This is a genomic window from Massilia genomosp. 1, assembly GCF_011682185.1.
GTDB lineage: Bacteria > Pseudomonadota > Gammaproteobacteria > Burkholderiales > Burkholderiaceae_D > Telluria_A > Telluria_A rubra.
In genome coordinates this window covers 1-16140 of record NZ_WHJF01000132.1, presented here as the reverse complement: position 1 = coordinate 16140, position 16140 = coordinate 1, and the positions used below count along the sequence as shown (strand labels likewise).

9 protein-coding genes are annotated in these 16140 nt (G+C 65.3%); 5 read left to right on the top strand and 4 right to left on the bottom strand.

Annotated features, from left to right (window positions below; genetic code table 11):
• Positions 1-418 precede the first annotated feature (418 nt).
• From F1735_RS29715 to F1735_RS29700, 4 genes are all read right to left on the bottom strand, one after another.
• Entirely contained in the window at positions 419-1348 is a 930-nt protein-coding gene (locus tag F1735_RS29715; protein ID WP_229506028.1) for a carbamoyltransferase C-terminal domain-containing protein, read from the bottom strand.
• Positions 1349-1772: 424 nt separating this feature from the next.
• Positions 1773-2948 (bottom strand): serine hydrolase domain-containing protein, encoded by a 1176-nt coding sequence (locus F1735_RS29710; RefSeq protein ID WP_167240279.1) that lies wholly within the window; start codon positions 2946-2948, stop codon positions 1773-1775.
• A gap of 185 nt (positions 2949-3133) precedes the next feature.
• Entirely contained in the window at positions 3134-4546 is a 1413-nt protein-coding gene (locus F1735_RS29705; RefSeq protein WP_167240278.1) for a hypothetical protein, read from the bottom strand.
• Between the two features lie 2 nt (positions 4547-4548).
• Positions 4549-5811 (bottom strand): SPFH domain-containing protein, encoded by a 1263-nt coding sequence (locus F1735_RS29700; RefSeq protein ID WP_167240277.1) that lies wholly within the window; start codon positions 5809-5811, stop codon positions 4549-4551.
• 215 nt (positions 5812-6026) lie between these two features.
• Here F1735_RS29700 and F1735_RS29695 point away from each other — a divergent pair, with 215 nt between their 5' ends.
• The 5 genes from F1735_RS29695 to F1735_RS29675 all read left to right on the top strand — a co-directional run bounded on the left by F1735_RS29695 (position 6027) and on the right by F1735_RS29675 (position 15938).
• The gene (locus F1735_RS29695; protein WP_166882371.1) at positions 6027-6707 is read left to right on the top strand and encodes a response regulator transcription factor; all 681 of its coding nucleotides are present in this window, start codon (positions 6027-6029) and stop codon (positions 6705-6707) included.
• Positions 6708-8801: a sensor histidine kinase gene (locus tag F1735_RS29690; protein WP_167240276.1), complete on the top strand. Its 2094-nt coding sequence runs from the start codon at positions 6708-6710 to the stop codon at positions 8799-8801. It abuts the gene before it with no gap.
• A 74-nt stretch (positions 8802-8875) separates the two neighbouring features.
• Entirely contained in the window at positions 8876-12007 is a 3132-nt protein-coding gene (locus tag F1735_RS29685; protein ID WP_167240275.1) for a hypothetical protein, read from the top strand.
• Positions 12004-13659, top strand: a complete 1656-nt coding sequence (locus F1735_RS29680; RefSeq protein WP_167240274.1) for an SWIM zinc finger family protein — start codon at positions 12004-12006, stop codon at positions 13657-13659. The genes F1735_RS29685 and F1735_RS29680 overlap by 4 nt, the downstream gene beginning before the upstream one ends.
• Before the next feature lie 365 nt (positions 13660-14024).
• Entirely contained in the window at positions 14025-15938 is a 1914-nt protein-coding gene (locus tag F1735_RS29675) for a reverse transcriptase family protein (RefSeq protein WP_167240273.1), read from the top strand.
• Positions 15939-16140 lie beyond the last annotated feature (202 nt).

Here is a 16140-nt window from a genome sequence, read left to right as displayed (position 1 = left end):
CACTTCTTGCGAAGCGCCTAATTTCTTTTTTGTGAACATTTGATAATTTAAGTATTCAACGTCGCTTGCGCTTCGTTGGCACCTTCATCAAACGCCCACACTTATCGACTGTTAATTGTTAAAGAACTTGTTCTGTACCGCCTTCTGCCGTTTGCTACGAAGCGTTGTGTTCGTTGCAGCAGAGAGATGAGATTATGCGGCGTTTTGCGTTTTTCGTCAACCTCTTTTTTACCACATCATCTCGTTCGAGACGCCCTTAACAACCCGCCAACTACTTGATTTCGTTAACGTTTTCTTCGGGGAGGCGAACTATAGCAAACCCTCTGCCAGCTTGGCAAGAGGGTTTTATGCGACCGCTGCCGGGCACACATTTTCGCAACGTAATGCCCTCTTCTGGCGCGCCATCAGCTTACATGCGCTACTCCAACGCACCTCTGCCCCGCAGTCCGTACCGATCGCGTTTTCGCAGCAAGAAGGGCGGCATTGCCAATGCATGGATCGGGGTCCGGCGGACCGTCTCGACCGCTTCCGCCGGCGTTTCGACGATCGGCTCCTCCCTGCGGTTGAACGATGTATTGAGCAGCACCGGCACGCCGGTACGCGCGTCGAAGGCATGCAGCAAGGCGCGCAAAAACGGATCGTCGTGCGGCCCCACCGTTTGCAGGCGCGCCGTACAGTCGACATGCGTCACCGCCGGAATGAGGCGCACGGCCCGCTCGCGCACGGGCGCGGCGTACTGCATGAACGGCACCGGCCGGCACACGTCGAAAAAATTCTCCACCCGTTCAAGCAGGACCATCGGCGCCAGCGGACGAAACCATTCTCGCTGCTGGATGCGGGCATTGATATCGTCGCGCATCGCACCAACGCGCGGGTCGCCCAGAATGCTACGGTGACCGAGCGCACGCGAACCAAATTCGCTGCGGCCCTGGTACAGCGCCACCACGCGCGCCTCGCACAGCAGGTCGACCATGCGCGCGCACATGGCGGCAGGGTCGTCAAGGCGCTCGATCAGCAAGTCCGCGCAACTCTGCGCGGCGGCCTCGATCTGGCCAGCCAGCGGCTCCGGCCCCATGTAATCGCTGGTCCAGCGAAAATCGCAGGATTGTCCGCCCAGCTCGGCCAAGCCGTACAAGGCGCAGCCGATCGCCGTTCCCGCGTCGCCCGGCGCCGGGAGAATGAACACGCGGCGAAACGGGGTTTCGCGCAACAGGCGCTCGTTGGCGGAGCAGTTCAGCCCGGTGCCGCCGGCAAAGCACAGCGTGCGCGCGCCAGTCTGCGCATGCAGCCAGCGCCAGCGTGCCGGCCAGTTCGTGCTCGTACTCGGCCACCCGGGCGAACTCGGCATCGCACGAGTAGCATTCGACCAATATATCGATCGGCGCGTCCAGCCCGGGCAGGCGCGGCGCGTAGATCTTGCGGACATCGTCCAGCCGCCCCCAGTGATGCTTGTGCCGCGTCAGGCGTTCTTTTTGAATCGCCCAGGCCAGCTCGGCCCCGTGCATCAGGCAAATACTTGCGTCCTGCGTCCGGTTAATGCCAAGAACCACAGGCGCGCCGCCGCTCCCGCCTTGCCTTGCTGACTGCTGCCACATGATGCCGCCTCCGCTCCAAGAAGTAAGTTCACTTCGTTGGAGCGGCCGGCGGCATGTAAGTTCAACATCGATTCAAGCGCACACGCAGGCTCTGGCGTGTCGATGCAGGATCTTGCCAGCGCTAGAAGCCGATGAACGCATCGGGCCGGTCCGCAATCATTTCCGCTGCAAGGTTTTTCACCCGGCCAGTGTCGCGCCGATAAAAAGATCCTCGATGATTGAGGCCCGGAATGCGCTTGTTTCCTCGGTGCCGTCGATATTCATCAACACGGCCACCGCTTGGCTGTGATCGTCCGTCAGGGCGACCATGTTTGAAGCGCCATTGTCGGTGCCGGTATGGCCAACGACCTTGCGTTTCTTTGTTTCCTCGCCAGTCCAGCCAAGCCCTTGGTAGGGGTATATCTTTCGATCCACTTGCCGGCGCAACATCTCACGCACCGCATTCGGAGACAAAATGGCATTCCTGACCCGTTGCTGCTCCAACATTGCGTGGAGCGATTTTGCCAGATCGCTCACGGAGCAACGAAGCATGCCGGCGGGCACGTCCGGGTAGCCGTCTTGCGGCAGTTCCACGAACGCGTCGTTCTCAAACCTGTAGGGCTTGGCAAGAACGTCCGCAGCAAATTCCTTGAGGTACCAATGCGCGTTGGTAATACGAAGGGGGGAGAGGATGTTCTCTTCCACATAGGAAGAAAAGCTCTGCTTACTGACAGCCTCGACGACGTAGCCGGCCAAGGCCGCACCAACGTTGCTGTAATCCCATTTTGCGCCGGGTCCGGATTTGAGGAAAGAAGTGTCGGGTGAGTAGGCGCGGCCACCTTGCACGAGGTAATCCTTGAGGAAGCTCGACAGACTTTGGGTTGGATCGCCTTCGCCCGACAAATCTCCGTGCCCCTCGTCCGATATGCTGGACGTGTGGGTAATCAGATGGTGGGGCGTGATCGCCACACGTGGATGATTGGGGTTTCTGACGGGAAAGTCGATGAACTCGTTGACATCGTCGTGCAAATCATACCCGCGGCGCTCGAACAATTGCACCAGAGCGGATGCGGTAAACAGTTTGCTGACCGAGGCAAGATGCATGGGCGCCTGCACCGTCATCTTTCGCTGACTGTGGAGATCGGCGAAGCCGAAAGATGCCGCATACCGCACAGCTTTGCTTTCCGACGTGATGGCAAATGACGCACCGACCACCTTGGCGGCCTTCATGCGGGCGGGGACTCCTGCCTCGAAATCCCGTCGCCATGTCTCAAACGAGCCGCTTTTTCCTTCAGTCGCCAAGCCAAGGGATGCCTGCGGCGCCAACACGCCGGCCAATCCCATCTTGATCAATGACCGCCTGGATAAAAACATGATTAGTCTCCTTTGTGACCGCTGCGCATAAGATGGCCTGACGCGGTCAAATTCTAATCCCTGCGCTCACGCTGTGGCGATGTTTTTCTCCAGCTTGTCAAGACAAGTGGAAGACGCACGATTGCCTCTCTCGCGAAGGCGGTCGCCCCGGTGATGCCTGTCGACTATCCAGCTTGACGATCCATTTAACGCAGGCTCAGGGTCTGGCGTTTCCAGGCAGGATCTTGCCAGCGGTAAAAGCCGCTGAGCGCATCAGGCCGGTCCGCCGTCTTGTCCACCGCCAGCGTCTCGATATCGACAATCTCGAATGCGCGCTTGATGCGCCCCTCGATCCGTGCCTCGCGCGCCACCAGCACCTTGGGCGAGCCCGGCACCCAGCCGGCGAACTCGGCGTACCCCAGGGTCGGTTCGATCGGCGCCGGCGGCAGCACATCGACGCGCCAGCCGCCCGCGCCGCGATGGAACAGCCACAGTTCGCGCCAGCCGTCGAGCGGCTGCACCGCCAGCGCCAGCGCACTGGCCTGCGGATTGGCGCGCGCCGACGCATTCCACACGATGCCGTACGTGCAGCGCGAAGCCAGCGGCGTACGCGCGTCGTGCTGCGCGTCGACCAGCAGCACGCAGGTTTCGCCCGGCTGCCCGGGCCGCGTGAGCACATTCAGGCCGGCCGGCGCGGCCACGGGCAGCTCCGCCGCCCAGCGCACGCTGCCCGCGCGCACCGCCGCTTCGGCGTAGGCGCTGCGATCCTCCTCAGCCAGCTCCGTCTTGTTTACGCTGACCAGTTCCACAATCGCGCGCTTGGCCGCATCGGTCGGCGACGCATTCTTGCGCGCCAGCTCAAAGGCGATCGACGACCAGACCGCCGCGCGCCGCGTGTACACACGGTTGCGCACATGCTCTGGCAGGTCGTTCACGTCCACCTTGTCGAGCACCTCGGCGCGCCACTGGTCGAAGGCGTTACGCTGCGCCACCTTCAGCGCCGGGTCGACGCACTCGTCGCGCGTGAGCCCCAGCGCCGCCGTGGCGCGCTGGGTCGGGGTGGACGCCATCGCCAGCACGCGCCGGAACGCCTCGCCGTCGTAGCACAGCACAATCGCGCCTTCGCGCTCGTAGCTGCGAATGACCACGCCGTAGTTGGCCACCACTTCCAGGTGCGCCGCCACGACTGCCTCACTGCGCTTGTCCAGCCGCGCGGAGGCACGCCGCGCCAGCCGCTCGGCCATGCTGCCGAGCGCATCGAACACCTCGGCGTCGATGGCGATGGCCGGTGCGGCCTTCAGGAAAGCGGCCGCGTAGCCGATGCCCAGCGCCTCCGCGCCCGGCGTGTCGCGCACGAAGCGCACCACGGCCTTGAGTTCGGGCGCCGCCGCCGGGGTCAGGTCGAGCTGGCGCACGTGCGCCATGCGCACGTAGCCGGCCCGTTCGCGCCGGTGATCGTACACCTGCAGGTAATCCATTTTGGCGCCTCGGATTTCCAGGCTGTCGCCCTGCCACAGCACGGCCTGGGAAGGGGCCGAATCGCGCGGCGCGGCGCGCAGTTGCATCTCGTCGCGCGTGACGATGGCGATCGCCGCCGCGGCGGTAAGGGTAGCGAGCATGCTTATTGTTCCCCGGTTGCGGTGTCGGCTTCAGGCGCGCTTGCCACGGCCGCCGGCGCCGGCGCGTTCTTGCCCTGCCCCAGCAGCGCGGCGCCGATAAACCCGCCGTCGGTCGGCGGCGCGGCGATGATCACCGAGACCTTGTCGGACAATTTGTCGGCCATGGTCTTCTGGATCAGCAGCGGGTGGCGCGAGATCACGGCGCCGTCGCGTTCCATCTGCGCGGTGCTGACCTTGCCGACCACTTCCTGCCGGTACGCTTCGGCGTCGGCCAGCTTGCGGCGCGAATCGGCTTCACCGGTCGCTTCGATCACGCGCGCCTGCGCCGCGCCTTCGGAGGTCTTGATGCGCGAGGTCTTCTCGGCTTCCGCTTCCAGCCTGCGCTGCTCGATCTGCTTCTGCTTGAACGGCAGTACGTGCGCCATGGCCTGCTCCTGCGCCTTGGCCGCGATGATTTGCTCGTTACCGGCCGCTTCGGCCGCCTTTTCGCGCTTGATCTTGTCGGCGTCGGCTTCGAGCGAGGTCTGTTTCACCTGTTTTTCCTTCAGTTCGAGCGTGTAGCGCATCTTCTCGGTCTGCAGTTCTTCGGCCAGCAGTGTTTCCATCCCGGCCATGTACTCGCGCGGCAGCGTGATTTTGCCGATCGTGACGTGGCGCAGCAAGATGCCGTCGGCGGCCAGCTTGGGTTTGAGTTCGGCCTCGATCGCTTGCTGAATCTCGGCGCGCTTGCTCGAAAAAATCTCGCGCACGGTGTAGCGCGTAACGACTTTGTAGATCACGCCCTGCACCGCAGGGTCGATCACGGCCGTGCGGATATCGTCCGGCAGGGTTCGCGCCAGCGCCACCAGCTTGGCCGGATCGATCGCATAGCGCACGCTCAGGTCCACGCCCAGCGCCAGCCCTTCGACCGACTGGTAAGGCTGTTCGCCGCTGCCGGCCGCCTTGTAGATCTGGTCGAGCGCCGGCAACTGGCGCAGCTCATGCACGCCGGGTATCAACACCACGGTGCCGTCGCGCACCACGCTCGCCGCGCCGCTCAACTGGTTGATGCGGATGCCCACGTTGCCGCGCTCGATCTTCGCCACCGGCGGATGCTTGACCAGCAGGTAGCCGGCGCCGCCGAGGGCGCACAGCGCCAGCACGCTGCGCAAGCCCGGACGCGGCACCGCGCGCGCGCCGGAACGCGTTACCGCGCCGGCGCCCGCCGCCCCCTTCGCCAGCGCCGCACGTACCGCCAACACCACCTTCTTGATCCGATCGGACATTTGCCTCACCTTTTAGTTTTCCGGTCCTGCACCCGCATGACCCTGAGGCGTATCGTGCCCGTCATGGCATGGAAGTATCAATCCCCCCGCCGGGCCAGGTTGCTCACCGCGCGGAGCTTTGGCCGCGCCGCGTGAGGAAAAGCTCACAGGCCGCATATGACTTTTCGGTCAAAAGCGGGGATACTGGCACCCTTACCAAACAGCAGGAGCAACACATGCCCAAAGTGGCCGTCATCGAGGATGACCTCCCGACCAGTAACCAGCTGCGCAGCTGGATCGAGGCGGCCAAACCGGGCATCGTCGTCGACCAGTGGTTCAGCCGCGACGAGGCCGAGGCGGCGATTGCGCGCGAACGCTACGACCTGGTGGTGCTCGACATCGAACTGGGACGCGAGCGCCATGCGGGCGTGGCCATCATCAACGCCATCAACAAGAAGCACGCGACCCCGGTGCTGGTGGTGTCGGCCATGCCGGCCACGATCTACCGCAGCATCATGAAGGCGCTCGACGCCTGGGACTACCTGCAAAAGGCCACCTTCGAGGAGGCCGACTTCACCGACACCTTCCTCGAGATCCTGCGCGCGGTCAAAGAGCGCGACAAGCCGGCCCTGGACGCCGACGAACTGGCCATGGACCCGCTGCGCCAGCGCTCGCCCACCTGGCGCGGCCAGCGCATCAACCTGCCGCTGACGGCGCAGCGCATCCTGGCGGCCCTGTTCGCGCGGCGTGGCCAGGTGGTGTCGTACGAGGAGTTGTACGAGGTGGTCAAGAGTGGCCGCAACCGCGACAACATCCGCAAGCACGTGAGCACCATCCGTGACGCCTTCCGCGAGATCGACCCTGCCTTCGAGTGCATCGAGAACGTGCCGATGCGCGGTTTTCGCTGGGCCGACTGAATGACGCGGCGCCGGCGCTGGTTCGTGCCCTACCGCCTGCGCATCCTGCTGCGCGCGGCCTTTTTGCTCCTGGCGCTGGCGACCCTGGGCCTGGCCGTCTCGGTGCTGCAGCAGGAAAAACAGCTCAGTTACAGCAATTACCAGGTCAGCTTTCGCAAGACCGGGGAGCAGATCAGCGCCACCCTGCGCCATCCGGCCGGACAGCTTGCGCTGCTCAATCCGCCGTTGGCCGGGGCCACGGCCCCGGGCCTGCGTCCACTGCTGCTGCCGTTTCCCGCGCTCGACTTCGATGACCAGCAAAAGGTGCAGCAAGCGGTGGCCATGTCGGGCTGCATGCGCCAGTTCGGCCCCAGCGCCAACCTGTGCGCGGCGATCGGCAACAACCCCTGGGCCGGGGGCTTCATCTATGTGGCCGGTAGCGTCGACCTGGCGCGCCTGGTCTCGCACCGCAGCGGCGACGAAGTCTTGAACCAGTCGCACCGGGTGCGCGTGAGCGTGTCGCTGCGCGGGCGTACCTACCAGTGGATCGCCCCATTCGAGGAAGAACCGCGCCAGCCGAGCGGCCCGTACGCGCCCCTGCGCGGCCGGTTGACCGGCTTTAACACGGCCGACGAAGGCCGCAAGCACACCCGCCCCGTGAAGGACTTCCGCGGCTGGATATGGCAAAACGCGCAGTGCAACGAGCCGGCCGCCGGCGCCGATCCGGCCAGTTGCCTGCGCAATGCCTTCTTTTCGGTGCGCCTGCCGGTCAGCGTGCTGCAGGAAGACCTGTTCGGAAGCGACAGCGCCAACGAACGCAAGGCCTGGCCGCCGCTTGACCTGGACAAGATCCGCGTCAGCGTGGTGGTGCTCGCCCCCGGCGCAGGCGCGGTGGTGCTCGACAGCGACAAAACCAGGGCGGCGGACGGCTTCTCGCTGGCCGACCTGGCGCCCATGCTGCTGCCGGGCGAAACGCTGCGCATCGAGAAGGTCGGCGCCGCCGCCGGCGCCACACCGCTGATCAAGCTGGCCGGCGCCAGCGGCGCCGGGGACGCGTCGCAGCACTTCCTCACGGCCCTGATCCGGCGCCTGCCGGTCGACATCTACGACACGCCGCTGGCCGCCACCCACCGGATCGCCACGCCGCTGGGCAGCTACGACGTGGTGCTGGCCGGCGACGTGCGCAGCGTCAGCCAGAGCCTGGGCGTGGTGGCCAGCCGCATGGCCTGGTTTGTCGGCGCGATGCTGCTGGCGTTGATGCTGGCGTGGCTGGTGATCGAAATCGGCATCATCAGCCGCATCAAGGAACTGATCGAGCGCGCCGATTCGGTGGCGCGCACGGTCAAGGAGCGTAGCGATGCGTCGCAGCCGGACCTGTCCGACCTGCGCGGCGACGATGAACTGGGCGTGCTGGCCAGCTGCCTGCACGAGCTGTTGCGCCGCGTGCGCGAAGATGTCGAGCGCGAAGCCATCCGCACCGAGCAGGAACGCGACATGTGGCACGCGGTCGGCCACGAGATCATGTCGCCGCTGCAGTCGCTCATGGCGCTGCACGGCACCGACGGCAACCAGAGCGCGCGCTATGTGCTGCGCATGCAGCAGGCGATCCGCGTGCTGTACGGACGCGCCTCGCCCAGCGAAGCGTTCCAGTCGACCGTGCTGCAGGTGACCGAGGTCGACCTCACCGCGTTTTTGCGCAACGTGGCCGCCAACGCACCGTGCGCGGGCATCACCGACGTGGTCTTCCACGGCGCGCCGCAGGCGGTGCTGGTGCGGGCCGACGAATATTCGCTGGAAGACGTGGTCACCCACGTGCTGGTGAACGCGCAGCGCTACCGTCTGCCCGGCACCAGCATCGACATCACGCTCGAGGCCAGCGAAACGAGTGCCGGCGTGACCATCGCCAACCGCGGACCGAGCATCGCCGACGATGTCATCGGCAGCATTTTCGAATACGGCGTGTCGGACCAGGAAGAAGCCGGCGCGCACGGCAACCGCGGCCAGGGCCTGTTCGTGGCCAGGACCTACATGGCCAAGATGGGCGGCACCATCGTCGCCAGGAACTTCGGCGACGGCGTCGCCTTCGTGCTCACGCTGCAGCGCGGCGCCGCCTAGATTTTGATTGCCTGATTTACAAGCAGTTCTGCTCCGGGTTACTATTCATCTCTATTCAATCATGGGCAGACGCGGTGAGACTGATTCGTACAACCCGCCTGGTACGCAGGCAAAAACACAGTGTAGTCCAGTGCGAAATCGACCTGTGCGAACTGCCCGATGGCGCTACGCGCTATCTCGTGAACGTGCGCCAGGGCCGCAGCGGCGACGACTGGCGCGAGTACACGCGCGCCGCGCAGCCGGTCGACCTGGCCACGGCGGAGCAGCTCTTTGCCCAAGTGCTGGCCGAACGCCAGGCGCAGGGTTTCACCGATGCGGCGGCGCCGCCCGCGCAAGCGGACGACATCGCGCCAGCCGCACCGATTGACCCCGCGCGGCGCGCGGCCGACGCCGTGCTGCTTGGCCGGCTCGACCCGGGCCTCTGGCGGCGCCTGAAAGACGGGCAGCGTACGCGCACCGTATGGCGCATCGGCGAGCGCCGCCTGGCCGCCGTGGTGCCGCTGATGGTCAGCCTGATCGGGCGCGGCACCACGGCGCTCGACTACTGCCTGGCCTGGGCCATTGGCCGCTGCGGCGACGCCGGCGCATCCCAGGCCATGCTCGAACTGTCCACGCGCGGCAGCTCGGACGCGGTGTGCCGCATCGCCAGGCAGGCGTGGCTGCAACTGGCCGATGAAACGGAACTACGCCAGCACGCCGATCAACTGACCGCCGCCTGGCCGGCGCCCCTGCGCGAGGCCTGGGTCGCGCGCGACCAGCAAGCCATTGCGCAGCTGTGCGCGCAATCGGATCAATGGAGCACCTTGTCGCTGTCGGACTGGCTCGAACAGCTCGACCAGGTGGCGTTGGCCGATCCGCTGGCGCGCGGCATCCTGCTGGCGCAATTGCGCCAGTTGCCCCTGCGCGCGGGGACGTTCCGGGCGGTGCGGCATATTTACAAGGCCGCCGAAATGCGCGAGGATGGGGAGCTGTTTGGCCTGATCCAGCAGCGTTTCGACACCACGCCGGCCCAAACGTCGAGCACCTATTCCTATGTGCGGGTCGAGGGAAAATGGGTGTCGTACGCCGAGATGGCGGCGCGCCCCGACAGCACCGTGGCCTACGGCGCGCGCACGCGCGACTACCTGCGGCTGCGCGGCTGGCGCAAGCTGCGCCGCCTGGCCCAGGATGGCGAGCCGGCCTACGTGAGCATGGCCAGCGGCGCGCTGCTGGCCATGGACGACGCCGACGCCGGCCAGCCCTACACCCGCGATGGCCGCTTTTACTGGCTCGATGGCCGCTATCAACAGCACGGCAACCGCAGCTACGACGCCTACAGCCACTGGACCATGTTCAACCGCCTGCTGCGCAGCGAAGGCGCATGGACCGGCAACCGCAGCGGACGCAGTTGGTTCCAGGTCGGCCCGATCGTGCCGGCCAGCGGGCGCGAAGAAGCCTTTCCCGCGCTGTGGGATGCGCGCCCCGGCGCCTTGCTGTTCCTGATGCAGCGCAGCCGCTGCGAGGGCGTGCATGCATTTGCCGCGCGCGCGCTGGCCGACAACACCGCCTTCTGTGCCCGGCTCTCGCTCGACCAGATCGGTACGCTGTTGCGCAGTCCTTACAGCGACACCGCGCGCTTCGCCTTTGCCTTGTGCCGCCAGCGCTTCGCCGATGGCGTACCCGATACCCGCTGGCTGCTGCTGTTGCTGCAATCGAGCCTGCCGGAGGCACGCACTTTCGCGCTGGAGTGCATCAGCCGCGCGCCCGATCACTACTGCGCCGACGCGCTGCTGGTGGCCACCCTGGCCTGCTCGCCCGACGAAGCGGTGCGCCGCCATGGCCGCATGCTGTGCCAGTGCGCGCTGGCCCTGCCCGGCCAGGCCGACGTCATCGTCCTGCTGCTGCTCGACTGGCTGGACAACTGCGGCGACCTCGATCAGGCCGAAATGGTGGTTCCCGAGATCGCCGCCGACCTGGTGTGGCTGCTCGACCGCCCGCTGCGCGCGGCCGCCGCGGTGGCGCCTTACGCGCGCCTGCTTGCCCTGCTCGGGCATCGGCTGGCGAGCGTGCGCATCGCCGCCGGCGAATGGCTGTTGCGGCATGCCGAGCCGGCGGGCGCGATTCCCCCTGAAACCCTGGCGGCGCTGCTGCAAGAGAGCGACGCCGGCGTGCGCGCGATCGGCATCAAACTATTCAGTGCACTGCCGGAGCACATGCTGGCCGGCCAGGCCTTGCTGTTCGCCGTGTTCTGCACCCATCCGGATGCCGCCGTGCGGCGCGCCATCGACAGCGCCCTGCAGCGCATCGCCCCCAGCGATGCGGTGTTTCGCGCCACCCTGCTGCCGCTGCTGCTCGACACCCTGTTCCATACCGAGCCGGCCGAGGGCGTACATGCGGACCTGATCGCATGGATCCTGGGGCCGCTCAACTCCGGCGCGGACCATCTCGACCGCGCGCTGCTGGTGCGCCTTTTGTCGGCGCGCAGCAAAGGCGCACAACTGCTCGGGGCGCAGATGCTGCCGCGCTTTTCGAATACCGATTTCAGCGTGGCCGACTGGGCGCAGTTCGGACGCAACGAAAACGCCAGCGTGCGACGCTGGGCCTGCGCGGCCTTTACCGAACACGCGGCCCGGGCGCGCACCCAGATGGAAGCGGCGCTGCGCCTGCTCGACAGCACCTGGGACGATACCCGCGCCTTCGCGCGCGAGTTCTTCAGCAAGCAATGCGCCAGCGAAGACTGGACGCCGTCCCTGCTGGTGAGCCTGTGCGACCACCTCGACCCCGAGGTGCAGCGCTTCGGACGCACCATGCTCATGACCCACTTCGACGTCGCCGACGTCACCGAATACATGCTCAAACTTAGCCAGCATCCATCCGCCAACATGCAGCTGTTCGTGAGCAGCTGGCTCGCCAGCGCAAGCGCCGGCGACCTGTCGAAGCTGGAACGCCTCGAACCGTACTTCTTGAACGTGCTGTCGCAGGTCAACCGCGGGCGCGTGGTGAAGAACCGCGTGCTTGATTTCCTGCGCGCGCAGGCGCAAGCGTCGGAGGCGATCGCCGCCTTCGTGGCCCGCTTGTTCGCGCGCCAGGTGCTCACCGTCGCCATCACCGACAAGGCGCAGTACATCGAGGGCCTGCGCGCGATCCAGGAACGCTTCCCGGCACTGCCGGCGTTGATGACGATCGAGCCGCCGCGCGTACACGCGAACCTGCGGGGACCGCAATGAGATTCGAATACCGCTACTACGGCGCCAGCACCGTCAGCAACAGCGCCTCAAGCACCGAGATGCGTTTCGCGCCCGACACCTTGCGGGCGCCGACCCATTTCGTGGCCCAGCTGAACAAGCACATTCCCTTCCGCGAGGCCATCTCCGCGCTGCACGACGTGGTGGTGGCCGACCAGCGTTACCAGCCGCCCGACAAGACCGCATACCTGGCATGGCGCGCGCAGAACGAAGACCCGGCGCTGGCCGAACTGATCGACCGCAACACGGACCTGCGCGCGCGCATGGTGCCGTTGACCGAAGAACTCAAGGAACTGCGGGCGAAAAAGAGCCTTGTCCTCAAGCCCTTCGCCGCCGCCCAGTCGAAATACTTCGACTATATCTACAAGGCCAATTTCGACGCCTGGGTGGTGCTCGACCCGGTCATCACGGTACACCCGGACCGGGTGTTCTTCGAGTGCTTCAGCCGCGACGAGTCGAGCTATGCCTCGCTCAGTTGCAGCCACGAGGTATTCGACCGCGTCGGCGAGTTCGCCTGCGGGACCACCAATGTCGACTACTCGGAAGGACTGTACGGCGAGTTCCAGAAAATCCGCGACTACAAGACAACGCGGCTGGCGATCGACCCGAGCGGCTTCCAGGTCGCCACCGCGGGTGATCCATCGTTCAAGGAAGATAAGATCGACGTGCCGGAAACCTGGGTGCGTGGTTTTCTGCAGGTGAGCAGCGCGATGAACCTGCCGGCGCGCAGGCTCGATCTGCATCCGATGGATGTACACAATTTCTGCCACCTGCTGCGCCGCAAAAAGGAGCGCGTCGGTCCGAGATCGATCCGTTTCATCCTCACGCCCGGAGAGCCGATCCGCGCGCTGTTCGAGCCGTGGAACGATGAACTGGTGTGCCGCCGCTCGATCTACCACGGCAATGCGGCCGAAGAAATCCGCATCTGGGGGCGGCGCCGCCTGATGCTGCTCGAACGCCTGATTCCGGTGGCGCACAGTTTTACCGTACACCTGATGGGCAGCGGCATGCCGAGCTTCTGGATCGCCAACCTGCCCGACATGCAGCTCACGCTCGGCCTGTCCGGCTGGACCGCCAACGACTGGGCGCGGGCCGGCCAGTTCGACCTGCTGGCGCCGCGCGGCGATGTCGATGACGACAGCAAGGCGCGCATTTTCGCGGCGCTCGGGCAGCGCTGGTTCGCCAGCGCCGACCAGCTGGCGGCCGATACCGGCCTGGCGCGCCCGATGGTCGAAAGCGCACTGACCATGTACACCCAGGCCGGACGCGTGATCTACGACCTGACGCAGGGCGTGTACCGCCTGCGCGAGTTGTCGCGCGAGCCGTTGCCGCTGGACGTGCTGCGTTTTGCCAGCGCGCTGGAAGAAAAGGCGGCAACCTTGCTGGCGGTGCAAAGCCTGAGCGAACAGGCCAGCGAAGCGCTGCCCGAGGGCGGCCTGCGCCTGCGCGCGCGCAGCAAGGAAAACGGACGGCCGTACCAGGTCATGCTGCGGCTCGACGCCGACCGGCGCATCGTCGATGGCAGTTGCGAGTGCAATCACTACACCCAGAACCGCATGTACAAGGGGCCGTGCGTGCATATGCTCGTGCTGCGCATGGACCAGGCCAGGCGCGACGCCGCGCTTGACGCTTGATGCGCGATGGACGCACTTTTACTAAACCACGGATTCAAACCAATGCTTGAGGAGCCCGGAATTCACCTGTTATACTCGCATCAACAAGCACGGCGGGATGGCTCTTGCAAACCGGACGGCGGATCGCCGTCCACGTTGTCAGCTCTTCCCACGCGTCACTGGCACGCTCTTCACTGTGCCGTACCATCACCAGTAGCGCGACACGGTTTGGCTTCCCTGAAGCCGATCAGCGCTACTGGTGCGGTACGGCGTCGAGTGGAGCGCTCCAGTCCTGCAGGCCCTTCGATGATTGTCCCGCCGTGCTTGTGTAGTTTGCGTTTTCCCTACAGTGTTTTCCGTGGTGCTCTTCGCGAGACCAGGACACGATGACTTCCCCTACTCCCTCTCCCTCCGAACTGACGCGCGCGCAGTTGTACGAACGCATACGCGGCAGCTCAAAAGAAGAAGTGGTGCTGACCGAGATGCAGCGCCTGGGCTTCTGGCCGGCCGACAGCGGCCAGCCCTCGGTCGAAGCGGACCTGATCCGGCGCGAAACGGAACTGACGCAAGCCTTGCAGAAGCTGGGCAGCGAGCTGCATCACCTGCAAAATCCGGAAGCGGCGTTGCGCATGCTGCGCAAGGAGCGCATGGCCAAGGCCAAGGCGCGGCGCGAAGAAACGCGCCAGAAGCGCGCGCTGGCACGCTTCGAAAAAGCCCAGGTGTGGCACCGGCGGCGCGAGCACGAGGTGCTGTATCTCGGCGCGGGTGTGTCTGCCGGCTTGAATCACGCCGAGAGCGACGCCGCCAAACTGGCCGGGCTGGCGATGCCGGTACTGCACAAGGCGGAAGAACTGGCGCAAGCGATGGGCATTACGCTGTCTGAGCTGCGCTTTCTGGCGTTCGAACGGCGCGTCTCGCGCATCAGCCATTACCGGCGCTTCGCGATGCCCAAGAAAACCGGCGGCGAGCGGATTATTTCGGCGCCGATGCCGCGCCTGAAACGCGCCCAGTACTGGGTCCTCGACAATGTGCTGGCGCGCGCGCCGCTGCACCAGGCGGCGCACGGCTTCGTGCCGGGCCGCTCGATCGTCAGCAACGCGGCGCCGCACGTCGGCCAGGCTGTCGTGATCAATCTGGACCTGAAGGATTTTTTCCCGTCGATCGGCATGCCGCGCATCAAAGGCGTGTTCGCGCAACTGGGCTACAGCGAACAGGTGGCGACTATCCTGGCGCTACTGTCGACCGAAGCTGCGACCGATGAAGTAAGCATCGATGGCGAGACGTTTTTTGTGGCGCATGGTTCACGCGCGCTGCCGCAGGGCGCGCCGAGCAGCCCTGCGTTGACCAATATTTTGTGCAAGCGGCTCGATGCGCGCCTGCAGGCATGCGCGGCCAAGCTGGGTTTTCGCTACACGCGCTATGCCGACGACCTGACGTTTTCGGGTGACGCCGAGGCGCGCAAGCTGGCCGGCAAACTGCTGTGGCGCGCCAAGCAGATCGTCATCGATGAAGGTTTTACCCCGCATCCCGACAAGCAGCATGTGATGCGCGATGCGCAGCGGCAGATGGTGACCGGAATCGTGGTCAATCAGAAGCCGTCGCTTGAGCGCGAGACCTTGCGGCGTTTTCGCGCCACGCTGTTCCAGCTCGAGAAAGATGGACCGGAGGGCAAGCAGTGGAACGGCAATTCCAACGTGATCGATGCGATGGAAGGGTATGCGCAGTTTATCCGGATGGTCGATCCGGCCAAGGGCATGCCGCTGCTGGTGCGCGTGCGCGCCGTGCGGACGCGCTGGGGAGCGGCCGGCGTCGAGAGGACACTGTCGCAGTCGAAGCGCAGCAGTGCGTTTCGGGCGCTGTCGGCCCAAGGAAAGGCGCCGTGGGATGGCTGGTGGCAGGCCACTGTGGCGTGCAAACCGGTGCTGGAGAAAACCGCCGCGCAGCTGGCCGCCGAGAAGAAGGCGCGCAAAGCTGACGAGGCGCCGGCGGTTCCCGTCGACTTGAAGAAGCCTGCCGGTGCGAATACCCGTGTCGCGCGTCCTGCGGCAAATGCGCCACCGGTGATAGAAGCGCCTTCGGTACAGGCTACTTCCAGCAAACCGGCAGGCGATAACAGTCTGCGTGTGGCGATCGCCGTGCAGGCGGCGCTGGTTCTTGCGTTTGCGCTGGCAACGCAGCGCGTGCTGCCATGTATTTGCATGGCCGTGATCGTGTTTCAGTCGGCGGTTTTCCGCAAACCGCGTTGGGGATGGTTTATCTTTATTGTGGTGGTGTGGAGCGCGATTGCGCTGAAGTGGTAATAAGGAAGCGCGCGGGCCAGTTGGCCCCGCGCTTGTGCAGCACATCATCCCGATTTGATACGAAAATACGGACGAAAAAAAAACCCGGTTTGCACCAGCGCGATCTTGAACGCGCTTGGGCTTACCGGGGCCTTTCTCTTATAACTAGCCTGACGATGACCTACTTTCACACTGGTTGCAGCACTATCATCGGCGTAAAATC

Bases quoted from the DNA above. Each gene is read 5' to 3' on its own strand.
- F1735_RS29715 (WP_229506028.1), bottom strand. From the start codon at position 1,348: ATGCCGAGTTCGCCCGGGTGGCCGAGTACGAGCACGAACTGGCCGGCA.
- F1735_RS29710 (WP_167240279.1), bottom strand. From the start codon at position 2,948: ATGTTTTTATCCAGGCGGTCATTGATCAAGATGGGATTGGCCGGCGTG.
- F1735_RS29705 (WP_167240278.1), bottom strand. From the start codon at position 4,546: ATGCTCGCTACCCTTACCGCCGCGGCGGCGATCGCCATCGTCACGCGC.
- F1735_RS29700 (WP_167240277.1), bottom strand. From the start codon at position 5,811: ATGTCCGATCGGATCAAGAAGGTGGTGTTGGCGGTACGTGCGGCGCTG.
- F1735_RS29695 (WP_166882371.1), top strand. From the start codon at position 6,027: ATGCCCAAAGTGGCCGTCATCGAGGATGACCTCCCGACCAGTAACCAG.
- F1735_RS29690 (WP_167240276.1), top strand. From the start codon at position 6,708: ATGACGCGGCGCCGGCGCTGGTTCGTGCCCTACCGCCTGCGCATCCTG.
- F1735_RS29680 (WP_167240274.1), top strand. From the start codon at position 12,004: ATGAGATTCGAATACCGCTACTACGGCGCCAGCACCGTCAGCAACAGC.
- F1735_RS29675 (WP_167240273.1), top strand. From the start codon at position 14,025: ATGACTTCCCCTACTCCCTCTCCCTCCGAACTGACGCGCGCGCAGTTG.